The organism is Lentzea sokolovensis (assembly GCF_033949975.1).
In the GTDB taxonomy this organism is placed as follows: domain Bacteria; phylum Actinomycetota; class Actinomycetes; order Mycobacteriales; family Pseudonocardiaceae; genus Lentzea; species Lentzea sokolovensis.
In genome coordinates this window covers 374872-399034 of record NZ_JAXAVU010000013.1, presented here as the reverse complement: position 1 = coordinate 399034, position 24163 = coordinate 374872, and the positions used below count along the sequence as shown (strand labels likewise).

Annotated in this window: 27 protein-coding genes; 16 read left to right on the top strand and 11 right to left on the bottom strand. The window is 67.9% G+C overall.

The genetic code is table 11. The annotated features are described in order from the left end of the window. Positions 1-223: 223 nt before the first annotated feature. Together SK854_RS33000 and SK854_RS32995 are read left to right on the top strand one after the other, a co-directional pair. The gene (locus SK854_RS33000) at positions 224-1360 is read left to right on the top strand and encodes a sensor histidine kinase (RefSeq protein ID WP_319979044.1); all 1137 of its coding nucleotides are present in this window, start codon (positions 224-226) and stop codon (positions 1358-1360) included. After that, positions 1357-2016, top strand: coding sequence for a response regulator transcription factor (locus tag SK854_RS32995; protein WP_319979043.1), 660 nt, complete (start codon positions 1357-1359; stop codon positions 2014-2016). The genes SK854_RS33000 and SK854_RS32995 overlap by 4 nt, the downstream gene beginning before the upstream one ends. On the opposite strand, the gene mpaB is transcribed toward SK854_RS32995, so the two are convergent. Then, complete coding sequence (gene mpaB / locus SK854_RS32990; protein ID WP_319979042.1) at positions 1974-2993, bottom strand: daptide biosynthesis RiPP recognition protein; 1020 nt, start codon at positions 2991-2993, stop codon at positions 1974-1976. The two genes, SK854_RS32995 and mpaB, sit on opposite strands and share 43 nt — an antisense overlap. 252 nt (positions 2994-3245) lie before the next feature. Here mpaB and SK854_RS32985 point away from each other — a divergent pair, with 252 nt between their 5' ends. The 14 genes from SK854_RS32985 (at position 3246) to SK854_RS32920 (ending at position 14853) form a co-directional block, all read left to right on the top strand. Further along, entirely contained in the window at positions 3246-3410 is a 165-nt protein-coding gene (locus tag SK854_RS32985) for a hypothetical protein (RefSeq protein WP_319979041.1), read from the top strand. Positions 3411-3451: 41 nt separating this feature from the next. Further along, positions 3452-3634, top strand: a complete 183-nt coding sequence (locus tag SK854_RS32980; RefSeq protein WP_319979040.1) for a hypothetical protein — start codon at positions 3452-3454, stop codon at positions 3632-3634. An 83-nt stretch (positions 3635-3717) separates the two neighbouring features. Then, positions 3718-3918 carry a hypothetical protein gene (locus tag SK854_RS32975; protein ID WP_319979039.1) on the top strand — a complete coding sequence of 67 codons (201 nt, stop codon included), beginning with the start codon at positions 3718-3720 and terminating at the stop codon, positions 3916-3918. Between the two features lie 19 nt (positions 3919-3937). Beyond that, positions 3938-5002, top strand: coding sequence for a class V lanthionine synthetase subunit LxmK (gene lxmK, locus SK854_RS32970; protein WP_319979038.1), 1065 nt, complete (start codon positions 3938-3940; stop codon positions 5000-5002). Further along, positions 4996-5898: a T3SS effector HopA1 family protein gene (locus SK854_RS32965; protein WP_319979037.1), complete on the top strand. Its 903-nt coding sequence runs from the start codon at positions 4996-4998 to the stop codon at positions 5896-5898. The genes lxmK and SK854_RS32965 overlap by 7 nt, the downstream gene beginning before the upstream one ends. After that, positions 5895-6839, top strand: coding sequence for an LLM class flavin-dependent oxidoreductase (locus SK854_RS32960; protein ID WP_319979036.1), 945 nt, complete (start codon positions 5895-5897; stop codon positions 6837-6839). The genes SK854_RS32965 and SK854_RS32960 overlap by 4 nt, the downstream gene beginning before the upstream one ends. Positions 6840-6948: 109 nt before the next feature. Further along, the gene (mpaM, locus tag SK854_RS32955; protein WP_319979035.1) at positions 6949-7710 is read left to right on the top strand and encodes a daptide-type RiPP biosynthesis methyltransferase; all 762 of its coding nucleotides are present in this window, start codon (positions 6949-6951) and stop codon (positions 7708-7710) included. Beyond that, positions 7703-8923 (top strand): daptide-type RiPP biosynthesis aminotransferase, encoded by a 1221-nt coding sequence (gene mpaD, locus SK854_RS32950; RefSeq protein WP_319979034.1) that lies wholly within the window; start codon positions 7703-7705, stop codon positions 8921-8923. Before mpaM ends, mpaD begins: the two co-directional genes overlap by 8 nt. Next, positions 8920-10008 (top strand): daptide-type RiPP biosynthesis dehydogenase, encoded by a 1089-nt coding sequence (mpaC, locus tag SK854_RS32945; protein WP_319979033.1) that lies wholly within the window; start codon positions 8920-8922, stop codon positions 10006-10008. Before mpaD ends, mpaC begins: the two co-directional genes overlap by 4 nt. Beyond that, entirely contained in the window at positions 9996-11219 is a 1224-nt protein-coding gene (locus SK854_RS32940; protein WP_319979032.1) for a YcaO-like family protein, read from the top strand. Before mpaC ends, SK854_RS32940 begins: the two co-directional genes overlap by 13 nt. A gap of 7 nt (positions 11220-11226) precedes the next feature. Continuing rightward, on the top strand, positions 11227-12831 hold the full coding sequence (gene mpaP / locus SK854_RS32935; protein ID WP_319979031.1) for a daptide biosynthesis intramembrane metalloprotease: 1605 nt from the start codon (positions 11227-11229) through the stop codon (positions 12829-12831). Continuing rightward, complete coding sequence (locus tag SK854_RS32930; RefSeq protein ID WP_319979030.1) at positions 12832-13551, top strand: ABC transporter ATP-binding protein; 720 nt, start codon at positions 12832-12834, stop codon at positions 13549-13551. Continuing rightward, on the top strand, positions 13544-14239 hold the full coding sequence (locus tag SK854_RS32925) for a hypothetical protein (protein WP_319979029.1): 696 nt from the start codon (positions 13544-13546) through the stop codon (positions 14237-14239). Before SK854_RS32930 ends, SK854_RS32925 begins: the two co-directional genes overlap by 8 nt. Further along, entirely contained in the window at positions 14236-14853 is a 618-nt protein-coding gene (locus tag SK854_RS32920) for a hypothetical protein (protein ID WP_319979028.1), read from the top strand. Before SK854_RS32925 ends, SK854_RS32920 begins: the two co-directional genes overlap by 4 nt. 572 nt (positions 14854-15425) lie before the next feature. On the opposite strand, the gene SK854_RS32915 is transcribed toward SK854_RS32920, so the two are convergent. From SK854_RS32915 to SK854_RS32870, 10 genes are all read right to left on the bottom strand, one after another. Continuing rightward, positions 15426-16559 carry a M29 family metallopeptidase gene (locus tag SK854_RS32915; protein ID WP_319979027.1) on the bottom strand — a complete coding sequence of 378 codons (1134 nt, stop codon included), beginning with the start codon at positions 16557-16559 and terminating at the stop codon, positions 15426-15428. Positions 16560-16685: 126 nt separating this feature from the next. Then, positions 16686-16892: a hypothetical protein gene (locus SK854_RS32910; protein ID WP_319979026.1), complete on the bottom strand. Its 207-nt coding sequence runs from the start codon at positions 16890-16892 to the stop codon at positions 16686-16688. 115 nt (positions 16893-17007) lie between these two features. Further along, the gene (locus SK854_RS32905) at positions 17008-17895 is read right to left on the bottom strand and encodes an aKG-HExxH-type peptide beta-hydroxylase (RefSeq protein ID WP_319979025.1); all 888 of its coding nucleotides are present in this window, start codon (positions 17893-17895) and stop codon (positions 17008-17010) included. A 347-nt stretch (positions 17896-18242) separates the two neighbouring features. After that, a complete protein-coding gene (locus SK854_RS32900; RefSeq protein ID WP_319979024.1) occupies positions 18243-19472 on the bottom strand; it encodes an MFS transporter in 1230 nt (409 codons plus the stop codon). Beyond that, the gene (locus tag SK854_RS32895) at positions 19469-20002 is read right to left on the bottom strand and encodes an ArsR/SmtB family transcription factor (RefSeq protein WP_319979023.1); all 534 of its coding nucleotides are present in this window, start codon (positions 20000-20002) and stop codon (positions 19469-19471) included. Before SK854_RS32895 ends, SK854_RS32900 begins: the two co-directional genes overlap by 4 nt. Before the next feature lie 82 nt (positions 20003-20084). Continuing rightward, positions 20085-20981 carry a ParB N-terminal domain-containing protein gene (locus SK854_RS32890; RefSeq protein WP_319979022.1) on the bottom strand — a complete coding sequence of 299 codons (897 nt, stop codon included), beginning with the start codon at positions 20979-20981 and terminating at the stop codon, positions 20085-20087. 435 nt (positions 20982-21416) lie between these two features. Beyond that, entirely contained in the window at positions 21417-22457 is a 1041-nt protein-coding gene (locus SK854_RS32885; RefSeq protein WP_319979021.1) for a GNAT family N-acetyltransferase, read from the bottom strand. Beyond that, a complete protein-coding gene (locus tag SK854_RS32880; RefSeq protein ID WP_319979020.1) occupies positions 22420-23343 on the bottom strand; it encodes a hypothetical protein in 924 nt (307 codons plus the stop codon). Before SK854_RS32880 ends, SK854_RS32885 begins: the two co-directional genes overlap by 38 nt. Further along, positions 23340-23885 (bottom strand): hypothetical protein, encoded by a 546-nt coding sequence (locus SK854_RS32875; RefSeq protein WP_319979019.1) that lies wholly within the window; start codon positions 23883-23885, stop codon positions 23340-23342. The genes SK854_RS32880 and SK854_RS32875 overlap by 4 nt, the downstream gene beginning before the upstream one ends. Further along, positions 23882-24076 carry a hypothetical protein gene (locus tag SK854_RS32870; RefSeq protein WP_319979018.1) on the bottom strand — a complete coding sequence of 65 codons (195 nt, stop codon included), beginning with the start codon at positions 24074-24076 and terminating at the stop codon, positions 23882-23884. The genes SK854_RS32875 and SK854_RS32870 overlap by 4 nt, the downstream gene beginning before the upstream one ends. Between the last annotated feature and the right edge of the window lie 87 nt (positions 24077-24163).

Here is a 24163-nt window from a genome sequence, read left to right as displayed (position 1 = left end):
TTCGGTGAACGCCGCTCCGCTGTCGCAGCAGGGGTCGAGCACCAGGCCTGTAGGCGGACCCTGTTCGCTGTCCGACTCGTGCCGGGTGACACGAGTCGGACAGAACGAACAAGAGACGGCCACCACACGAAAGTCCACTGTGGTGAGAGCGACAGCAGCGAATGCGGAGTACCACCGACATTCGGCGGGCACTGGGACAATCCCGCTGGAATACTCACTCGGTGTGACCGTCAAACGTGCGCTGGCTGTCGACTCGGTGATCGTGGTCGCGCTGCTCGCGCTGCACCTTCTTGTGGTGCGTGAGCTCAGCGACGGGTCTACCGGATGGCTGCCGGCCTGGGGCGCGGTGGCGGTGGGTGTCGCCGGGATCGTGCCGTTGCTGGGGCGTCGGCGGTGGACGCGGACGGTTTTCCTCGTCGTGCTGGTGGCCGCGTTGACGCTCGTGCTGGGCGGTTACCCGAGCGGCGGTGTGGGGTTGGGACTCCAGGTCGCCCTGTACACGATCGCGGCGAACTCGACACCGATCCACACCGCGGTGGCCGCCGTGCTGACGTCGGTGGCCGCCGTGACGAGCTACGTCGCCAATCCCGACTTCCACCCCGTGGTGGCGCTGCTGGACGTGGTGCTCCTGAGCGGATCGATCGGACTGGGCACGGTGACGCGCCGCAACCGGCAGCGGGCGCTTCAGCTGCGTGAGGTCGTGAGCCAGCTCGAACAAGCGCGCGAGCAGCTCAAGGAGGAAACCGCGCTCCTGGAGCGAAATCGGATCGCCCGCGAGCTGCATGACATCGTGACGCACAGCCTGGGGGTGATCTCGGTGCAGGCCGGTGTCGCACGGGCCATGCCGGACGACGTGGTGCAGGCTCGCACGGCGCTGCGGGTCATCGAGACGACGAGCAAGGACGCGTTGTCCGAGATGCGACACCTGCTCGGCGCGTTGCGCACGCCGGAGGGACTGGACGCCGAGCTGCGGCCGCAGCCGACGCTCGGCCAGCTCGACGACCTCTTCCAGACGATGCGCGATGTCGGGATGTCGCTCACCGTGCACACCGAAGGTGCGCCGTATCCCCTCACCGCCGGGCGTGAGCTGACCGTCTACCGGATCATCCAGGAGGCGCTCACAAACGTCTTGAAGCACGCCGCCAACGCCGAAGTACAGGTGCGCCTGCGCTATCTGGACGACCACATGAGTGTCGAGGTGCTCAACGATGGCGTGCAGCCACTGGGTGGCGAGCACGGCCACGGACTCGTAGGTATGCGGGAGCGCGCTGTCGTATGTGGAGGGACGCTCAACGCGGGGCCCGTCCCGGGAGGCAGGTTCCGGATGGTCGCGACTCTGCCGAGGGAGCTGGTGGCGTGACCATCAAGGTGGTGGTCGCGGACGACCAGGCCATGGTGCGCGCCGGGTTCGCGGCGTTCCTGCGCGCACAGCCGGACATCGAGGTCGTCGCCGAAGCCGCGGACGGTGTGTCCGCCGTCGCCGCCGCCACCGAACACCGGCCGGACGTCGTGCTGATGGACATCCGCATGCCGGAGGCCGACGGCATCGAGGCGACCCGGCGGATCACCGAGACGTTCGGCAGCGAGGTGGCGGTGCTCATCCTCACGACTTTCGACCTCGACGAGTACGTCTACTCGGCGCTGCGGGCGGGCGCTTCCGGGTTCCTGCTCAAGGACACCGACCCGGAAGACCTGGTCGCGGCCGTGAGGGTGATCGCGGCCGGCGAGGCGTTGCTCGCGCCGACCGTGACCAAGCGGCTGATCCGCGAGTTCACCTCCGCTCCGGTGCGCACGGTGCTGCTCGCCGAGCTCACCAAACGCGAGAACGAGATCATGGTCCTGGTCGCTCGCGGCCTCGCCAACAACGAGATCGCGGACAAGCTGTTCCTGTCCGCGACCACGGTGAAGACGCATGTCAACCGGGTGATGGCCAAGCTCGGCCTGAACTCGCGCGCCCAGGTGGTCGCCGCCGCCTACGAAGCGGGGCTCGTGATCCCGGCGCGCACCGCCGACTGAACGGGGGTGCCCTCGAACGCGGCCACCACCTCCCGCACGGCGGCCTCCGCCACGAGGGGTTCCAGTCCCATGTGGATGGACGCCAGCTCGATCGCGTGCTCGGTGCCGGTCGAGACCAGCAGGAGTTCGACGATCCTGGCCGCGTCCCCGCCCACCTGGAACACGCGGTCCTGCGTGGTGTCGCAGACGAGCTGCTCGTCGTCGCTCCAGACCAGGATCGGCGCGTCGACGTCCTCTACGAGGTCCGCGGGCAACGCCGAGGTGAACCGGCCTCCGAACCCGGACACCTTCAGCCCTGTCCGTCCCTCGGCACGCAGACCTCGCAGAACGGCGAGCACTCGCAGGTAGCGGGACAACCACGGGCGAGCAGCACGTGCCTCCTCGATGGCGTTCGCGTCCACCACGGCGTTCAGGCACACGTCTCCGCCGGCATCGGGTGGCGAGAAGTCCACATCGGACTCGATCGAGCCCAGCACCTCGCCGCCGGGCGCGGTCCGCACCTCACCGGACGCCGACACGTGCAGACGGTTCGCACCGACACAGGGATGTGTCGTGCCCAAGGCGCACTGGTCGGCGAGGAACACGCCGGGGGTGGTCAGCTGTTCGACGAACACCCCTTTGCTCCTGGCCAGATCAGCGTCCTGCAGGAAGGCCTGGTAGTCCTGTTCACCCCCGACCCGCACGACGGTCGGGCCTGCCACGGCGAGGAACGGCGTCGCCAGGTAGTCCTGGGTGTGCACGAACAGGTCATCCCCCACCAGGAACTCGTCCCCCGGCTCGACCAGCCCTCCTTCGTACCGGATGGCCGTCTCCCCGGCGCCGGGGCTGAACACGAGCCCGCCGGCTCCACCCAGCTCCACGGCCTTGTCCTCGTGCACGGCGGATTCCACCAGCACCACCCTGCCGAAGCCACCTGTCACCGTCGTGCCGCTGACCAGCTGCACCACCGCGGTGAACGCGGCGCGAGCGTCCGTCATCCGAATCCCCCAGAACACGCGAAACTCCCCGAAAACTGCTTTCGACGTTACCTGTGACCTCCGCTCCCCCACGTCCTACCAACGCCGTAATGCCGAAGTACAACCAGCGCAGTATTGCGTTCGGCCGCGGCCGGGTGTCAGGGTTCATCTCGCTTGGGGGAAGCGTGATTCGGCGAGGCGTGCTCAGAGCCGCCCGCCGGCACTGAAGTCGCCTCCATTTTCGGCGCACACCTTCGGGGGGAGGTGAAAACGATGAACGACATCACTCTGGACCTTTCGGTCACCGAGCTCGAGGACATGGTCGGCATGAGCGGCTGCTCACAGGCCGGCATGGACCCGAAGGCGTGTGACGCCTCTCTCGGCGGAGCGGTGAGCCTGGCCATCGCCTTCTCGGCGATCGCTGTCGCCGTCACCTGAACCGGTGAACTTCGAGTTGACCTGCGACAACGTGAATGGGGGTGAACGTGAAGGAAGCCAAGGTTCTCGACCTCTCGGTCTCCGAGATGGCTCTGCGGGGCCCGGACCTGAGCTACGTCGAGCTCGAGGTCGCGGCGACGCCGGACGTCGGTGATTTCCTCGCCGGTGTGGGTGCCGGCGCGGGTGTCAGCGCGCTCGTCATCGGCGCGATGACGATCACGTAGAAGGTCGCAGCCGGGTGCTTGTGTGCGGAGACACAACATGAAACCAATCCAGGCACCCGGCAGTTCTGCACTATGCTGCCACCATGGCGAACAACAATTCCGAGACGAACAACGGCGCACTCGTTGCGTTCCTGGTCGTCGCGATCGCTTTGATTCCGGTTTCCTCCGCCGTGTCGGCGCAGTGGCTGCGAATCACCCTCCTCGTGGTGGCGATTCTGGGTATTTTCACCGTCTCGTTCTTCCTGCTCCGCAACGTGAAGCGTCGCCAGGCGAACGGGGACTGACTCCGGAGGAGCCTTCCTCATGCCGGGTGTGACCGAGTCCAGCCGGATAGACACCGCTCTGCACGCACTCGGTCTCGGTGGCCTGATCTGGTCCGCCGCCACCACGATGAGCGGGCGGAACAACAACTGGCTCGGTGACACCGCGTGCGGTAGACGCGTGTTCGTCAAACAGCTCGTGGGTACGGAAGCCGAGATCACCAACGGATTCCGGCGCACGGAGGCGTTCTACCGCACTCCACGCCCGGCACCGCTGCGCACCACGACGCTGATCGGGCTGGACGAACGCGTCGGGGTGCAGGTCTTCGACGGGCTGCCCGAGGCACGCAGCGGCCTGGAGGTCATGGCCGCCAAGGACTTCGGCCACGCGCTCGCGGCCGAGGCCGGAGCCGCGCTCGGAGCGCTTCACTCAGCCGGGTCGATGCGCCTCGCCGAGCTGGAACCGTCGCTTCCACCACTGCCGCAGGAGAACCCCCTGCTCGGGCTCACCGAGGAGTTGTTCTACGACTCCAGCCTCGGCCAGCTCGAAGCCTGGCGGCTGGTGCAGCAGGACAGCGTGATCACAGACGCGCTGGGCCGACTCGAGGACCGTACCGGGAACGCGGTGAGGGTTCCCGTCCACGGCGATCTCCGGCTCGACCAGTTCCTGGTGTCGAGGGATCGGCTGTACCTCACCGACTGGGAGATGTACCAGCTCGCCGATCCCGCCCGCGACGTCGGCGGGTTCGTCGGCGAATGGCTTTACCACGCCATTGTCGACCTGTTGAGAGAACGCACGCGAGCCGCCGGCCGGCTTCTTCCGCCACCGACGGTCGTACTGGCACCTGATCGGCCGCCCTGGAGGGAGGCACGTCCCGGCGTCGCCGCGTTCTGGCGTGCCTACCGCGCGGTCCAGCCGGATCTCTCTACCGACATCGCCGCCCGCGCACCGTCGTACGTGGCCTGGCACCTGCTCGAGCGGATGCTCATCGACGCTCAGCCTCGAACCAGCCTGGACGGCACCGCTCTCACGTTGTTCCGCATGGCGCGCACGATTCTGCTGCGCCACAGCGACTTCACCTCCATCCTCGGGCTTGAGCCGTGCTAGCCGCCCGACTGACCGACGCGCTCCCCCAGGTCCGCACCGGGGCGAGAACAGCGACCGTGAACGGCGTCGAGCTCGAGGCGGACACCCGGCCGCACCTCACCGCGCGGCTCACCGAATGGCTTTACGCGCACCTGCACGCGGGGCTGGCCGACCGGAACGTCGCACTGGCGTTGGCGAAGCGCGACCGGTGGCTGGAGCAGGCGCTCTCCGAGGCGGTCCCTCATTCCGCGGCACCGGTTCGCGCTGTGCTGCGTTCGGCCGGAGAGTCCCTGCTCGTCGAGTGGGACGGCGTGCTGGTGCGCCTTCCGACTTCGGCCGCGGTGCGGATCCCCGCGGTGGGTGAGCCGATCGACCTGCTCGTGCCACCTGCCCGACCGGCTCTGTCACCGGGCTTCCTGTTCGTCAGCGGTTCCCGGACCGTCGATCTGTCCGAAGCCGCACTGCGCGTGTACGTCCACGTGTCCGATGAGGACAGTGCGGTCGCCGTCTGGCGTACCGTGCTGCAGGCCTTGGAGTCCCATGCCATCGCCTATCAGGCGAAGGTGCTGTCCAGGGCACGGCAGTACCCGCGACGCGACGCGATCGTGGTGTACCTGCCGTCGGCGGACGCCGCTCCCGTGGTCGCCGACGCGGTCCGCGATCTGCCCGGAGTCCTCGACGAGACATCGGTCCTCGCCGAACGCCTCGCGCGCGGCGTCGCCACGGCGTGGGAGCCGTCAGACGCACGGCCCGGCAGGGCACGGCAGAGCTTCGGACAGCACCGTTGTGCCGTGCTCGCACAGGCTCTGCTGGACGCCGCGGACCGGAACGAACGCAGTGAACCCGCCATCGTGCGGGCGTTTCTGGACGCGGGCATCGATCCTGCCAACCCCGCGCGGAACGTCGGCCGGCCATGACCTTCTCCGTGCACATGCCGTTCACGCCGGTGCGCGCCGACCAGGTGCTGCCGGTCGGCGAGCTGGTGAGCCGCGCCGACGACTGCCGCCTCTGGCTCGGCCAGTCCCTGTCCCTCGAACCGCATCAGCTGTTCGCCTACCTCGCGGGCCGCGGCATCCAGGTACCGGTCGGCACCAGCGTCACGTTGATGCCGTTGCGCCATCCACTCGAAGCCGCTTCGCAGGCCCGCTCGCTCGCCCAGCTGACCGGCCATCCGGTGGAGGCGGGCTACGGCCCTGGTTCGGCTGACTTCCAACGCGCGCTGCTCGGGGCGACCTATCGCAGCCCGCTGACCGCGACGCGCGAGTACCTGACAGCTGTCCGGTCTTTTGTGGACGGTGCTTCCACCGCGCTGCCGCCGATCGACCACCCGCGGGTGCGGCTGGGTCTGGGAGTGCTGCGTCCCGCCATGGCCCGGCTCGCCGGGGAGATCGCCGACGTCGCGATCACCTGGCTGTGCCCGCCGAGCTATGTGAAGGACGTGCTGGTGCCGGAGATCCGGGCCGCCGCTCGCGCCGCGAACCGGGCTGTGCCGCAGGTCGTGTCCGTGGTGCACCTGGCCCAGCGCAAACCGCGCCGTGATCCGGCAAGGCTCGCACTGGCTGTCAGCAGAGCCCATCTGCAGTCGCCGCACTACGTCGACATGCTCGGCAAAGCCGGTGTTCAAGTGCGTCCGGACGATCCCGAATCGGGAGCGCGGGCCTTGGTCGACCACGGCGTCTTCCTGCACGGCGACATCGCGGAACTGGTCAGCGGACTGGATTCCTACCGCGAAGCCGGAGTGGACGAGATCGTGCTGAATCTCAGTGGCGTCGGATTCGAGCGCGGTGCCCAGGTCGCGGTGCGTGAGCTGGAGTTGTTGCTGCTCTCGCTGGGATCCGTGCGACACGACTTTCGTTGAGGACCTACAACCAGCGCAGTAGCTGAAGTCGGCCCGCAGGCGGTATTGAGCCTGCGCGTCAACGATTCGAGAATGGGTGCGGGGGTTCCGCACGTCCTGGGGGAAGATCTTGAGCGGGAACACGATTCCCGGCACAGCCGGGCTGCTGGCCGCGTTGTACGGCCTGCAGGAAAAACCTTTGTACGGCAGGGAAGGCGCATCGGCCTACGACGCGATCGCCCGGCACGACCCGAGTGAGATCCGGGACGTGCTGCGGCTCGCCCGCGGGCCGGTGCTGGAGCTGGCGTGCGGGTCCGGCAGGCTGACCCTGCCGCTGGCCGCGCGAGGTCACGACGTCGTCGCACTCGACAACTCGCCCGCGCTGCTCGATCTGCTCGCCGACCGGCTGCCCGCGGACCACGCGGTCACCCTGGTCGAAGGCGACATGACAGCGTTCGATCTGGGGCGATCGTTCGAGGTCGTCCTACTGGGCACGTCGTCCGTGTGTCTGCTCGACGAGGACCGGCGAACCGAGCTCTTCGCGTGTGTACGCAGGCATCTCGCTCCAGGGGGTCACTTCTACCTCAGCGTCCTGGACTTCGCCGGCACCCTTCTCGCCCGCACGGCCGAACGGTCCACAGTGGTCGTTCACGAGCAGTCCGTGATCACACTGCTGCAGCACTTCGATCCGCGTCGCGGCGTCCGGACGACCGCTCTGCTCCGGGACTCGGTGGACGGCCGCGCGCTCTACACGAGTGAGGTGCGGCTGGTCAGCTCCGGCCGGCTCACCGACGAACTCGCCGCGGCGGGATTCGCGGTCGTCGAGCAGCGTCGCGGCCAGGATGGTGAACAGGTGCAGGTGCAACTGGTCTGCAGGAGTTCCGATGACTAGCCGCCACCCCGTGTGGGAGTCGTTGATCCCGCCGAGCCGGTACGGCCTGCCCGACCGGCACGCGGTCGCGGCGGAGGGCACGCGCATCCGGTTCGCCGACGGCAGCTGGGCGTTGTGCGCCACGAGCGGCCTGTGGAACTGCAACCTCGGCTACGGCAACAAGAACATCGCCGAAGCGGTCGCGGAGGCGCTGACGAACGCCTCGTACCTGACGTTGTTCCGCGGCGGGCACCACCTCGCCGTGCGGGCAGCCGAGGCGCTGCTCGACGTGTGCGGGTCGAGCTTCGGCCGGGTGTTGTACTCCACGTCCGGCGGCGCCGCGAACGACGCGATGATGAAGCTGGTCCGCCACTTCCACGCGGTGCGCGGAGATGATCGCCGCCGCGTCGTCGTGGGATTGACAGGCAGCTATCACGGCTTGACCTACGGCAGCTTCAGCCTCACCGGGGAGAACCTCGGCCAGCAGGTCTACGGCGTCGACCAGCGTGCGGTCCGCCACGTCGGTTTCTCCGACGAGGCGGAGCTCACCTCCTTGCTCGCAAGGGAAGGCCATCGTGTCGCTGCCGTGGTGCTCGAACCCGTGCTCGGTTCGGGCGCGCATCCAGTGCCGGAGAGTTTCATCGCGGCGGTGGCAAGGCTCCGCGAGGAGCACGGCTTTCTTCTGGTCGCCGACGAGGTCGCCACGGGGTTCGGCCGCACCGGCCGGTACTTCGCCTCTTCGAGCTGGCCGGTCGCCCCGGACGTGCTGATCACGTCCAAAGGGCTGACGAACGGCACCTGTGCGGCGTCGGCGGTCGTCGTGTCGCACGAGATCTGCGAGGTCTTCGAACGCGCGGACGCAGTGCTGGTGCACGGCGAAACCCAGGCGGGCACACCCGGCAGCTGCGCCGCGATCCTGGCCACCATCGAGCAGATGCACGAGCTCGACGCGGTGGCGACGGCGGCGCGCAACAGCGTGAAGCTGGACGCGCTGTTGGACCGGGTCTCCGCACATCCGCTCGTGAACGGACATCGTGGCAGCGGCTGCTTCCGCGCGATCACGCTGCAGTCCGGCGTTTCCGCACAGGTGACAGAAGCCGCGCGAAAGGCCGGCGTGATCGTCCAGCCCGGACCCGACTGCGTCCAACTGGTCCCCGCGCTGACCTACGGCGACGACGAGCTGGCCGAACTGGAATCGGCTCTGCTGACCGCGCTCGACGAGGTGGCGCGATGATGCTGCGGCGCGCCTGCCCCACCACGGTGCACGCGGGTGCACGGGCATGGCGTTCGGTGAACCTGGGCCGCCGGCCGCTGATCGTCACGGACGCCGGGCTTTCGTTCTCCTTCGACGTACCCACCATCCGGCTCGACACCACCAGCACCGATCTTGGCACCGTGCGCGCGTTGTCGTCGCAGATCGCCGATCACGCGCCGGACGTCCTGGTCGGTGTCGGCGGTGGCGCCGTGCTCGACGTCGTGAAGCTTGCCGGCGTCCCCGATTTCGCCGACGTGCTGGAGGCACGCGGGCAGCGCGCGGGCGTGGTCGGCCTGCCGAACATCTCACCCGCCTTCCGGCGCGTGTTCGTGCCGACCACGATCGGCACCGGCGCGGAGGTCAGCCCGGTCGCCTGCGTGCGAATCGGCGTGCACCGGAGGCTCGCCATCGGCAACGCGCTCGCGCCGGAATCCGCAGTGCTCGATCCGGCGTTCACCGAAACCCTTCCGCCAGTGCTGTTGCGCGAAGGAGTGCTGGAGGCGTTGTTGCGAGTCGTCGGCCCGTTCGTCGGCAGCCCGCGGATCGGTGGGCTACCCGACGCGGAAGCCGAGATGCTCGTGCGTCAGCTGGTCGCCGTCGGTGAAAGACTGGCATCTGGCGATGTCGGACCCGACGTCCGCCTCACCGCGGCCACTCTCAGCGCGGCAACGCACACCGGCTGGGCCCTCGTCGGCAGGGACACCTACGGCGCCAAGCACTGGTACCTCGCCAACGAGCTGTCCACTGTGCTCGGTGTGCGCAAGATGATCGCGACCGCCGCGGTGGTACCCGCGGTGTGGACCCGGATCATGGCCGGCGACCGCCGCTACGGCGATGCCGGACGGCTGGTGGAGGCGTGGAGCTGGATCTCCGACGGCACGCCGGTGTCCGGACTGCACTCCCTGCTGCGCAGATGGGATCTCGCGCCCTCGCTCGTCTCCACGGCGGACCAGCGCGCCGAAGCGTCCCGAAGGGCGGAGCGCTCCTGGGGCGGCCGGCTGCCGATGCTCGCCGATCTGACCGCCGCCGACGTCGAGGAGGTGTACGCGTCGTGTTCGACCTGATCAAGACCCTCGATCCCACCAACGGTCTCGCCAGGGGATGGCACATGCGGCCACCGTCGGCGGAGAGTCCGATGTGGAGTGTCGCGGTCGACGTCGGAGGGCTCGAGGCTCGGGGAGCCGAGCTCGGCGACTACCCGCTCCACCTGGTCGGCGCCTACGGCACCAGCCGTGCCGACACCCTCGCCAGAGCCGCGGGTGAAGCCGTCGAGCGGTTCTCCCTGTTCCCTCGTGATCAAGGCCCGCGCACGGTCACGGCAACGGCGGCGTCGCTCGGCTCGGCCGCGCTGGACTTCGCGGCGGCGGGCCTCGGTGACCCGGTCACCGCGGATGCCGAGTTGCGGTGGTACGAGGGGACGTGGCTGCACTCCGGTGCGCCGGTGTGGGTTCCGGCCGGGCTGGTGGACTACCCCGCCGACACCCCGTGGTTCGACCCGTCGCCGTCCGGTGCGGCGTCGGGGCCGGACTTCGAGTTCGCGGTGCGGGGTGCGTTGCTGGAGCTGATCGAACGCGATGCCGTGGGGGTCGCGTGGGCGGCTGACGCGTTCTCGGCGGAGATCGACGTCGAGGCCGAGATCGCGCTGGCGCCTCCTTCGCCCGAGTGGCGCCGACTCACCACCTTGTACCGCAAGGCGTGCGCCTCAGGCCTTCGGCCACGTCTCGTGCGGCTCCCGGTTCTCCCTGGCCTGCACTGCGTGCTCGCGGCCGTGGCCGGGCCGGATCTGGCGGCGTGCGGCGCCAAGGCCCACGAGGAGTGGGAGCGCGCCCTGCTGATCGCGTTGCAGGAGGCGCTGCAGGTACACGAGATGCTGACCGTCCTGCGCGGCCAGTGGGGCCACACTGAGCCGTCCGGCGTGGTGCGGGACGACATCGATCGCGCCCGGCTCTGGCTGACTTCCCGCGCGGTCGCCGAACTCGACCGGCGCCTGCGAGATCTGCCGCTCGCGCCACCTGGGCCCACGAATTCGCCGCGGCACTCCGCCGCAGAACTGGTGGCGGCGGTGCGGGCGGACGGCGGCGAACCGCTCGTCGTCGACCTCACGCCACGCCTGCCGGCGCCACACCAGGCGATGGGCTGGCGGGCGGTCAAGGTGGTGGTGCCCGGATACCAGCCTCTGCGGATGGACGAACGGCACGAGTTCGGCTGGCGGCGCGACCGCATCGAGGCCGCGGGCACCGGCCCCGTCCCGAGTTTCCCGCATCCGTTGATCTGAGGTGACCATGACCGTTGCAGCACCGCGTCGCGCGCCGTGGATCACGGTGCACGAGCCCATGGCTGACGGCGCGCACTGGATCGTCGAACGACCGGACGCGAGCCCGTTGCGGGTGAGCGCCGACATCGGTGCTCTTCTGTCCACTCTGGATGGAAGAGATGCCGCAGCCGTGGCCCGGCGGCTCGGCGTTCCCTGGACCGCCGAACTCGTCACCCACGCGGTCGAGCGACTCGACGGGCTCGGTCTGATCGACGGACCGAACGCGGCCGCGCCCAAGCCCGAGCGCCGATTCGTGGTGGTGTCGCCGACGACGTGGCAGCTGCGCGTCGTCAAGGCCGACCGCCTGCTGGCCCCGATCCGGCCGTTGCTGGTCCGGCTCTCCGGCAACGCCGTGCTGTTCACCGCCCTCGCGCTGCTGGCCGGCGGCCTGATCGCGTTGGCGTGCCAGGGATCCGCGCTCGGGCAGGCTCTGGGCTCACCGCTGCCGCTCTCGACGTTCGCGCTGATCTGGGCCGGGCTGGCCGCCACCACCGTCATTCACGAGTTCGGCCACGGCGCCACCCTGACGCACTTCCACGGCCGGCCCGGCTGGTTCGGCGTGATGCTCTTCTACCTGACGCCGGCGTGCTTCTGCGAGGTCACCGACGGCTGGCGGTTGGCGAAGCCGTCCCAGCGAGTGAGCGTGGCGATGGCCGGGGTCGTCACCCAGGCGGCGGTCGCCGGGTGCGCCGCGATGGTCGCGTTGGCCGTGCCGGGCGGTGACGGCAAGAGCACTCTGCTCGGGTTCTCGGTCGTCTGCTACCTCAGTGCGTCGGTGAACCTGATCCCGTTCGTCAAGCTCGACGGCTACCTGGCGTTGATGGCGTACGTCGACATCCCACACCTGCGTGACCGTTCCACGGCAGAAGCTCGCGCCTGGTTGCTGTGGCGGCTGTTCGGCGTTCAGCACGTCCGTTCGCTTCCTGCTTGGACAGTGCCGTTCGGTCTGGCGTGCATCGGATTTCCCGTGCTGGTGCTCGGCATCGCGGCTGGTCGCTGGAGCCATGTCCTGCTGGGCATGGGCCTCATCGGTGGCGTGCTGGTGCTGGTGCTCTTCGGATACCTCGGCTACCTGCTGGTCCACGGGGCGTGGTCGTTGCTGCGCAACGCACACCGAGCCGGGGTCGGCACCGCACGCCTGGTGCTCACTGCCTTCGTGGCCCTCTCGGCATGCGGCGCGCTGCTGACGTTCCTCAAGGTGGACAACGACATTCGCGCCGGTTACACGCACGACTCATCAGGCGTTCATCTCGTAGTGCCACCGGGAACCGAGGTGACCGCAGGCTCCCACGTCGAGCTGGAACGCGGTGGACTCATGTTCAGCACGAGCCTGGGCAGTGCTCGCATCGGCACCGGACGCGCCGAACGCACCACCGTCCCGTTCAGCGCGCTGACCCCGTTCCGCACCGGTGTCACCACCGAGGGCTCGACCCTGCCGCTGATCGACGTCACCGGCCGGCTCGATCCCACCGGAGCGGCTCGTGTTCAGGGCGCCCCGATGCCGGCCGGTACCTGGCTGGCGCACAACTACCTGTTGCCCGTCTGGCACCAGATCTTCGGACAGGAGGACTAGATGACCCCCGTGATCGAATTCGACGGGTTCACGAAGCACTACGGCGATCTCGTCGCGGTGGAGGACCTCACCTTCTCCGTGCGACCGGGACGAGTGGTCGGCCTGCTCGGGCCGAACGGCGCCGGCAAGAGCACGTCGTTGCGCGGTCTGCTGGGCCTGCTCCGGCCCAGCGAGGGCCAGGCGACGGTGTTCGGCGTTCCGTACGGACAACTCGACAGGCCCGCGCAGGCCGTGGGCGTGCACATGGACGGCCTCGGCTTCGAGACGGGCATCACCGGCAGGCGCCACCTGGAGATCTGCGCCGTCGCGGCAGGAGTCCCCCGCAGCCGCGTCGACGGAGTTCTCGCCGAGGTAGGTCTGGCCGACGCCGCGCGCAGGCGGCTCGGCAAGTACTCGACCGGCATGAAACAACGCCTCGGGCTGGCCACCGCGCTGATCGGCGACCCCGACCTGCTCGTCCTGGACGAACCGGCCAACGGACTCGACCCCGAGGGAATCCGCTGGCTGCGTCAGTTCGTGCGATCGTTCGCGGAGAACGGCGGAACCGTCCTGCTCTCCAGCCACCAGCTGGCGGAACTGGCCCAGACGGTCGACGAAGTGATCGTCATCAACCGCCGCACGCTGTTCGCCGGACCGCTCGAGGCGCTGACCGCGGACGGCCGAAGCCTGGAAGACAGCTACTTCGACCTCGTCGCCGGAGAGGAGCCCGTCCGTGCGTGACGCCATTCGAGCCGAACTCCTCAAAGCCCGCAGCGGTTTCTGGTTGCTGGCCGTGCTCGCCTACGCCGTACTGCTGCCGTTGGCGGTCTGGCGGTTCTCCGGCCTGGACATGACCGACACGCGCATGATGCTGGGCTGCTTGGCCGCCTGCCCGGTCGCCGCCACGTTCCTGGGCGGATACCTGGTCACCCGCGACTACTACTACCGTTCTCTCGAACGAGCCGTCCTACTGCACCGCAAGGTCTTCCTCTACGCGGCGAAGCTCGTCGCCGGAGCGCTCAGCGGCCTGGTGACCGGCCTGGTGGGCGCCTTCGGCTGGTGCCTCGTGACGTGGCTGGTGCTGCACGACGACTTCGACACCGGCCCCGCCACCTGGCTGACGCTCGCGGGCTGTCTGGCCGCGTGCACGCTGGCCGGTGTCTTCGGCGCCGCCATCGGCTGGATCCTGCGCGACTACTACTTCGCCGCGGGAGTCTCCTTCCTGCTCCCCTTCGCCATCGAGCTCCCGTTGCTCTTCCTGCGCCCGTCGATCGCACGGTTCCTGCCCAACGACGCCTTCGCCGGCCTGATGCGAACCCCGCTGCCCAGCCTGTTCCCCGTGTGGCTCAGCGCCCTGATCGCCCTGCTGTGGGTTGCCGCCGCGGCGTTCGCGGGCCTGCGTCTCTTCGAGCGCCGGGAGATCCTGTGACCGCACTGCGCGCCGAACTGATGCGGCTGCGGTCGGATCTGCCCCTGCTCGGTTTCATCGTCCTCACGGTCCTCGCATCGATCGCGTTGCTGGCGCAGCACGCGTCGAAGGACGCCCTCCTGATCCAGGTCAGCCTGCTCGCCGGCCTGTACGGCACCATCAGGCACGTTCTCGCGCACCGCAACGGCGTGGTGACCCGCGCCGTCCTGCTGGGCCACCGCGTCCCCGTGCTGCTGTCCTCCGCAGCCGTCACGGCTCTGGGCGGCACACTGATCGGCGTTGGTGCCACCGCCGTACTCCTGACCCGCACACCCGACATGCTCCTCGCGGTTCCCCTCGGCGCTTCGGGCGCGATGTGGGGCCTGTTCGTGGGTGTCATCGTGCGCAACTACTTCCTGGCGCCGACGGTGTTGTTCGCCGTCCACATCGGGTCAGCACTCGTCCTGGAGTCGTGGCCGGCCGTCGGACAACTTCTTCCTTTCGGCGCGTCCCTGTCGATGGTGACGGCCCAGCCCGGTTTGCTGCCCGCGCACCTCGGCGTGTTGTTGTATCTGACATGGCTCGTCCTCGCCGGAACGCTCGCATGGACGGTGACCACTTCGCGTGACTCCTGAGGTCCGCCGGTGATCGCGCGCCCTCAGGAAGAGGTCCGTTCCGGGGTCCTACGTGCTCACGACTCGCCCATCCCGGCCAAGCCAGGCGTCTACACGTGGTGCTTCGAAATCATTCACCGTCTTTCCCGAAAACGCGACGAGCAGCGGGACCCAATTGGCGCCTGACCAGTAGGAATCCCGAAAATGCACCAACGCCAAGGGGTGCTCGCACCGCAGTGCGACGGCCTGCACCAGCTACAGCGTGGTCGTGATCAAACCCAGTTGGCGCACCTCAGCAAGTACAGCGGCGAGGTACAGCAACCACCCCGGCGGCTTGTGATCCACGGAGATCCCTGTGCGCCCTCTGAACTCGGCAAAGACCGGAGTGAACCTACCTGCCGAGAGTTCACTTGTTCGATCCCGGCATCGCCCACAGTGTATTTACGCAAGCAGACGGCCTGTCGATGATCTCATCGGCAGGCCGTCTGCTTTGCATCAGGCGCATGGGTTCTTGAGTTCAGCCGGCATCCGATTGATCACAGCGCCCAGCCGCGCTCCGCTACCGGGTTCGCCGCGATCCGCCCGCGAAGGCGTCACGCCAGTTTGAGGCGTGGTGCGCAGCCCCTGGTGCAGCAGTCGCCGGTGATGTCCTGGTCACGAATTAGAACGGGGTGCTCGATACCCGGGATGGGGACGAAGTTCGACATCCTGATCGTCTCGCCCGCGCTGGGGAAGTGGATGTCGGCGTCGTTGGTGATGACGTCCAGGTGGATCTCGGCGACGTACGGGACGATGGTCTCGGGCTGGTTGTGCTGGCCGAACCCGAGGTGCAGGCTGGGGAAGCGTTCGTTCATGTGGGAGTTGTCGGCCACGAACTCCTGCGTGGCGTTGTTGGTGCCGAAGCCGAGCTCGCCGATGTTGCGGCCGTTCTCCCTGTTGAAGCATCCCTCGACCAGCCTGGTGATCTCCGGGTTGGAGCACTCGTAGTCGCCGGCGACTGAGTCCTTGATCCTGATCGTCAGGGGGTTGTGCTCGAGTCGCATGTCCATCCTGGTCGCGACGTTGGCGTTCAGCGCCCCGTCGGCGACCAGGACGCCGTTCACGTTCGCCGGGTAGGAGGCGATCTCTCCGGCGGGCAGGATGGTGAAGGCTCCTGGGCGCCACGCTCCGCGGTTGCTGATCCAGTCGAACTTGTCGTGGTCCAGCTCGATGTCGAGGTCGGTGCCCTGGGGAGTCGTCACCCGGATCCGCGACTCCTGCTTGATCTTGCTCAGCAGCGTGGCGTTGCGCAGGGCCAGCTCGCGTGGCGTCTTGTTGAACGCCGTGGTGAACAGTTCGTCGGATGCGCTGATGATGCGCATGATCTTGAGCTGGTTCTTGGGGTAAAGGGTGAGCAGTTCGGCGAACACGTCGTAGTGGGACATGGAGTCCCGTTCCATCGTGAAGATGATGAGCTTGCCGGTGAGCTCGTGAGGAGGTGTGAGGAGCGCGTGCAGTTTGTCGCGCACCTCGGGGTCGATGAACGGGCGCATGGCGAACGCCTTGGCCTGCATGCCCCGCAGCGTCAGCGCCACCTGGATGTGCGCGGCATAGGCACGCGTGTCGGGGCTGTAGGCGATCAGACAGACGTCGTCTGTTTTGACGGCCGCGTAGTCGTCGAGAAGCTTGGTGACTCCTTCGAGGATCTGATGCTCGAGGGACGGTGAGGTGGCCGTGCTGGCAGTCATGGTTCTGCTCCAGGTCAGTGGAAGTGGATCTGCCGGAAGGCGCGGCCGAACCGGGGCCCGGCCGCACCTCCTTCAGTGCCGGTGCCCTGCTCGGACGACGTGCCCGAGTCGCAGGACACCCCTGGGTCACGCCTGGGGGATGTCTTCTTCCCTGACGTTCTGGCCGTACGCGATGTACCAGGCGATCGGCGCGGACTCCAGGTCCCGGTCGATCACCGTGGGAACGTGCACGTCGGCCGGCTCCTCCGCGGCCAGCATCCGCATGGTGTCAGCGAGCAGTTCCTTGTGCTTCTCGTCATCGATGCGGACATCGGCGACCATCTGCGGTGACATGTGATACTCCTTTGTTCTCCCGGCAGCAGGACGCAGCCGGGATGTTGTGCATCCATTTGCGCGAGCACGCTCATAAACGAACCGATTGCATCCACGCGAACATGAATGCGATCAATCACGCGTAGGCGCGCGCCGACAGGTTGGAGAACAACTTCTCCCCTGCCGGAGTCCACTGTGCCGATTCACCGAGCACGTCGAGCGTGTGACGAAGGTTGTCCCGATGCATGACAAACCGCTCTTCTTGCTCTGGCGACCCGAAACCGCGGTCCGTCAGCCGCGACAGGCCCTCGGACATCCGGTAGAGCGAGAAAGCGGCGTGCAGGGTTCCGGAGACGGGACGAGGGTCTGGACGCAACGGGTGCACCACCAGCTCGTCGCCGTTTTCGACGTACTTCGTGAAAGCGGACATGAGGTGATGAACGGTGTGACCGGTCTCGTGGAGGAGGAACTCCACGGCTGCCTCGTCCGAATTCAGCGTTCTCGTGGAGACAAGAACGGCGCCGAAGTAGTCGAACATGCACCCCGAGTTGTACGCGTGGCTGACCACCGGAACGATGCTGCGGACCAACAGGTCGACTTCGACCGCAGCTCCGGGCCACGCGGCCGCCAGGATCGACTGGGCGCGCCGCACGGTCCGCAGGCACTCGTCCGCCTGAGCACGACCGGCAGAAGAGATCGTGCCGGTCTTGTCGACAGCACCGATGTCCTGGTTCATGGAGGCGATCAGCGAGGAGACCCACCGCGGTCCGTCGCCGGTGGTCACGGCGGTCAGCTCGGTCGCCGGACCTCGGTTGCGGGCCAGCATCTCTCGCAGCCGCGCCGGAAGGTCGGCGATCTCGGCGGGATGCCGCTCGGCCACCGCTGCGTAGAAGTGCAGCTCCGGGCCCAGCCACAGCACGGCGTCCATCATGTGCCCGTCGTCCGTGGCTGCCAGGACCGACTGCAACTTCCGCACACGCGATCGCATGAACGACTTGGCGAGACCAGCCGTTTCAGCGGGCATCGGGTCAGCCGTCGAAAGACAATCCTGAAAACGCTGGCCATCCACCAATACCCCCAAGACGGTTCGAGAGAGCCTCGCCCACCAGCGGTCGCATTCCTGAAAAGACCATCCCGGCACGCACTGAAAGAAAATCGCCCGTGGAGTGCTCTCTGCTGACGGGACATGAGCCTACGAATTCAGATCGGGCAGTTCAAGCGATGAGGAAGTTGACCTGAACGGGCAAGTACGAAGTGTTCAGGGGTTGAAAGCAGTCAGAAACAGTGCCCCAACGCACAACGGCCGGCACGAGCCTGCGCCTGCAGGTCTCGAACCGGCCGTGTGGAGACGAGAAATCAGAAACGGGCGTACTAGAGCGTGCGCTTGGCGACCTTGACCGCAATCGGCAGGAAGGCCAGTGCCAGCACGACCACAGCGACGATGAACGCGCCGCGCGGACCGAGCAGCTCACCCAGCAGCCCGCCGGCCGCGACGCCCAGCAACGCCGCGATCTGCAACGCGTTTCCCGCCAATGCCATGACTCGTGCGATGGTTCCCCCTTCCGCTCCGGCCTGCAGTTGTCCAAAGACGTTCGCGAGGGCGACAGTCCCGCCCAGCGCGCCCGCGAACTCGAAGTTGATCGTGGCGAGGACGCCTGTGATCCCCGGCTCGGCAACGGTCAGCGGCACGAGTGCCCACACGGTGGCCACGAGCCCGAAAAGCCCGGTCCACCGCCCGAGCCGTTGAGACAACCAGCCCGTCGTGAAGCCCCCGATGACGCCGCCGATCGCGCCCACAGCCAGGAGCAGCCCGATGGCGAACGGCGACAGGCCGAGGGTGCGCACGCAGAAGATGATGAAGACGGTCTCCGAGATGCCGCCCGCAGCGGCGAGCGCCACGAGAACCCACAGGCCGGGACGGCCTGCCAGCGTGGCAGCCAGCCCCGCGACATCCCGAACCGAGAAGGACCGGCGTCGTTGGACGCTGTCGGGACGTGGTTGGTCCGGCACACGGATGCGGCTGAAGAGCACCGCCGAAACCAGAAACGAGATCGAGTCGGCGATGATGGCCAGAGCGGGCGCGAAAGCCGAAGCCAGCACACCGCCCAGCCCCTGCCCGATGACGTCGGTGGCGCTCCGCGTGCCGTTGAGCTTGCCGTTGGCGCTGACGAGGTCGTCGGCGGGAACGATCTGAACGATCACCGCCGGGGAGAACGCGCCGTGGAACACCCCCACGACCGCCCGTGCCGCGGAGACCAGAACCAGCAACGGGAAGGTCAGCCACCCGGCCAACCACAACGCGGGTATGCAGGCGGTCAGCAGGCACCTCAGGACGTCAGCGACGACGAGGACCTGCACGCGGGACGTCACGGAGTCCGCCCACATCCCGGTGACCACCTGCAGCAACAGCGGCGGCACCATCCCGACCCCCGCCAGCACGGCGACCTCGGCGGGCGAGGCACCGAGCGTGATCACCGCGAGAAGCGGCGTCACCACCACGGAGATCGCAGTTCCGGTGGCCGATGTCGTGACAGCGGACCAGTACAGCCAGAAGTTCTTCGTCAGACCTCGATAGGAGCCGACCTGGCCCACCGCGGTCACGACGCGCCCATCGGGAACATCGAAACCGTCACCGCGACCCGATCGGTCCCTGGGGTGCGAGGCTTGCGCGCAGCGGCGTGCAATCGCACCGCGACCTCTCCCACGACGTTCACGCATTCCTTCCAAGTCTCCGACGGCACCCACAGCTCGGCATCGACGTCCAGCACAGGTCCCGCGACACGAAGGGCGTTGCGGCGCACCAACTCGTCGACCAGGGCTCGGACGAACACCTCGCGGGCCTCGGTCGACGACTTGGCCACCTCGGCTTCAGGCGAGGACGACCGCTCCCGCCGGGACGCCACTTCGCGGTAACGACGGGCACGGCCGCCCCGGACCTTGACCTCCTCAGCGACCTCCACCAGCCCCGCTCGCTCCAGCAGACGCAGGTGGTAGCTGGCGTTCGCCTGGGAGATACCCAGCTCTCGGGCGGCTTCGGCGCTGCTCATCGGTGCGCCTGTGAGCAGCGACAGCAAACGCAGCCGCAACGGGTGCGCCACCGCCCGCAGTTCACTGATCCGTTCATCGGTCACCGAAGCAGGGTGCCCGACCGGTCAGCCAACTGTCAAAGACTTCTTTTGGGGTTGAGGCCGGCGCCCGCCGGAAGCAGTCCGATCACGCTGACCGCATCTCGGTGTCGGACTCCCGTCCCAGCCGGTCCGCGAAGGTCCGCCACACGCCCGCGCGCTCGTGCGCCAACCGCACGACGGTGGCGCGCTGGTGCGGTGGAACGGACCTGACCAGGTCGTCCAGTTGCTTCACGTCCATCGAGGAGCAGTCCAGAAGCCGGATCAGGACTCGGCCGAGCTCTGTGAAGCGCAGAGAGGGATCCCGCTTCAAGCTGGTCATGAGACCCACCGCGCCGGCGGCGTTCTCGTGCGGCACGTCCGGAGCTCCGGCGGCGGCAACAACCGGTTGCCGCCGGATGTCGGGTGTCTCGCCACGAGCCAGTCGTGCACGCACATCCCCGACCGTGGCAGGCGAAACCCCTGCTGCTCTGGCGATGTCACGCAGAGAGGCGGCCGGGTTTTCGGTGAGCAACTCGCCAGCCCGACGCCTGCCCTCTCCGCCATCGCTGGGCCGAATCCGGCCGTCCTTGCCAACCCTGGTGTTCGACTGCTCGGACTGAACGGTTGAACACCGGCGGATCGATCCGACCGTGGCCGCCGCAAGTCCGGCGATACTCGCGATACGGCGGTCCGACCACTCGGGATGCGACTCGATGATGCGTTGTGCCGCCGCTCGTCGGTCGGCACGAGACAGCGGCAGGCCGTGTGCTCGGTTCAGTTCAACCGCCAACACGAACAGATCAACGTCCAGACCATCGTGAAACCGCACAGCGATGGTGTCGTCACCACGCATCCGTGCAGCTTCTAGTCTGTGCATGCCATCAATCACCCGCATCGAGGAGCGGTGCACGACGATGGGTGGCAGCAGCACGCCCACGCCCGCGAGCAGCCGCGCATGTTCGATCTTCTCCCCCGAGAGCCGCGGTGAGTCCGCAGGGAGCAACAGTTCGATTGGAACTTGTTCTGGAGCTGCTTCCCCCGAACGAAGACCAGCACCTTTCAGCGCGCTGGGGCGTTCACCCTCGTCTGGGCCAACAACAAACCGGTCAACGCTCATCGTCCCCCCAAGGCCCGCATTCGACCGCAATCAGCACTGCACACCGACGGTCAAGGGACTGGAGTTCGACTCGGTCCTGATCGTCGACCCGACCACCATCCCACCAGCGGCCCGCGCGGTCACAACGGCCTGTACGTCGAGATGACCAGAGCCACCCATCTGGTGGGGTTCCTGCACCTCGGCCCGCCACCACCGGAACTGGCGATGATCCGGTGGTGGCTGACGAGGGCGAGGCGAGAAGAACCTCTGGTGCCCGCACCCCCAGCGCGGGCACCTGGTGAACAGGCTGCCGTCCCGCGCTACGCGAACGGAACTCGTCGGCTACTCGATCTCCTGAACTGCGACTTCAACACCACGATCACGCAAATCGGAGATCTTCGCGTTGACCCCGACGGAGACGCCGGTCGTCCGGTAGCCGAGCAGATGGTTGATCCTGATCATGTGCTCGTTGTCGCTGCCGGTCCCGGTGTGCACGCGGTCGATCTCCGGTCGTTGTTCCCGCAGCCACCGCAGCATCCGGGCCTTGACGTACAGCCCGAGCCCATGGCCGCGCTCGGAGGGGACCACCACGGTGTCCCGCTGAACGCCCCAGGTGGGCAACGTCGGGTAGAAGTCCAGCAGGGTCAGCGCGGCGACCTCGCCCGTCAGTTCGTTCACCGCGAGCACACCGCGACGGTCGATGCCGCTCTCGCGCAGTTCCGCCTCCGCCTCCCGGACCCGGTCAACCGTCCACACCGGAAACGGCACACCGGACGTGCCGATCGGCGCGTCGCGCATGGCGGTGAGAGCGCGGGCGAACGAGTCCACCAGCTCATCCGGCACCACGCCGGACCAGTCCACCACTCGGTACCCGGCGGGGACGGGCACGTCCCAGGTCGCCGGATCCACGTCCGCCGGGTGCAACCACTGGACCACCATCGACTTGGCGGTGCGCAGGCCGACGGCGGTCGCCCAGCGGTGCCCGGGACCGTCCTCTGCCAGATCCCAGCCCTCGACGACCGTCCTGCCGCGCGCCTCCAGCAGCGGTAGCAGCAGATGCAGGACGGTGGTGCCGACGCCCGCGCGCCGCCGGTCGGGGGCGACCGTGATGCTCGTCAGCGCGACCTGGTCGCTCTCGCCTTCCAACAGGTACACCTGGGCCGTCGCCACCAGCTCGCCGTCCAGGCGCGCACCCCAGAATTCGCGCGGACCACGTCCCGCGTCGGGCAGCCGCAGGTCGTCGATCCATTCGTCGAAGGGGAGTGTCCGCCGATCGGGCTTCTCGTCTTTCCGCACGGCGATCGCGAACTCGTACCAGGCAAGCAGATCGCCCTGCTCCGACTGATCAGGATCGAACGCTTCGAGCTCGATGTTCGAGTTCACTACCGGTCCCTTCGTTGTGCACGACCTGACGCCACGGCGCGCACACCACGAGAAGCACGCTGATCATCACCAAGCCGAAGACGGGCAGGCTCATCAAGAACATGATTCCGGCGTGCAGGCCCACGCCGGCCACCAGGGCACACCGCCTCGCCCGCAGCCCGCACCAGACAAGCACGGCGATCGCCAGTTGCACGGCGATCACCGACCAGCTCGCGGCCGCGACGATCCAGTAGGACCGCAGCGGGAGTTCGAGGAGGTTCAACACCGGACGAGGGAACCCGGCGACGTGGTGATGCGCGATCGCCAGCATCGCACTTCCCTGCCTCCACAAGGGATCGGTCAGCTTCGACACGACGCCGATGACGTAGATCACCGAGAGTTGCAGGCGAAGAGTGATCCCCGCGGCGAACGACGCGCCGCGCCACTGCGCGGGCAGCGGCGAGCGGGGACGCCCCCACTGCCACGTCCGGTCGTCGCCGAGGCACACCGGAATCAGCAACAGCGTTGCGATCTGCAGGGCGCGGTCTCCTCCGTTCGCCATGGGCATCGCGGCGGTCATGCAGAACGTCACGTACCAATGGGGAACGCAGGTCAGTCTCGGCCGGTATCCCGACAACACGACGAGCAACACCGAGATCGAGACGATCCGGATCACGAGCAGACCGTGGTTGGTCTCCTGCGCGAGACACCACATCGAGAGCGAGCTCAGCCCATTGCAGCGCATGCCATCCGGCTGGGCGAAGAGCACACCGTCCGAGTTGAAGGCGAGGGTGGCCAACTGGGCGAGGGCGAGCAGACTCCGACCGACGGCGAGTGCCGGTCCTCTCGGCTCGGTCACGTCGGCGGCACTCACCCACCGCCGGCGCAGTTCGGCGAACCACCTCATGGCACACATTCGAACTCCACGACGGCGATCCGATGGACTCGTCTTGGTGGCGCAGGCAGCTTCCCCGCCGGCGGTACGTCCGTCCACTCCGCGGCAAGAGCGACCCTGCCGCACAACTGGAGACCGGCCATCTGGTTCTTCATCCGGTGTGCGACGTCCGGGTCCAGATCGAGACCGCAGTCGACAGCGTTCTCCCGGACACAGGTCTGCCAGTACGCCTCCGGCACGCGTTCGGCCAACTTCCTCGCCTGGAGGTTGCCGATCTCAGCCGTGCGACTGAGGCCTCCGTTGCCCTGCATTTCCCACGACGACAACGGCAGGCCCGGCCCGGCGAGCCGATAGGGCACGACAGACGGACGGTCGAGCCCGGTGAAGAACTCCCACCGCTGCGGCCAGATGGTGGCGAAGCCGCCCAGCCCGGGAACCCCGAGCTGGGCGAGCAATCCGAACGTGAAACCTGCCGCCAGCACGATCGCCGCGAACGCGAGTCCTCGCGCGGTGCCCGCGGATTCGACGTCGCGCGGGCGACTGAGGGCGGTCACTTGGCAGGAACGTTGTCCTTCGTCGGCCGGCCGAGGCTCGAGTCACCGGGCGGATCCTGCGTGAACACGGTGTTGTGGTCCGCGGTGACCGCGGGTGCACCCGATTCCTCTGCGGACGCGAGGCCCGTCGCCCAGATCGCGGCGAACACTGCCGCTCCGGCGACCCCACCGGCGATCAGTTTCTTGCTCATCCGGTCCCCCCGAGATTGTTCGGCAACTCTCTGTACGAGCCCAGCACCAATGCCGGAGTCGGCGCAATGCTCGCCCGTTCCGCTACT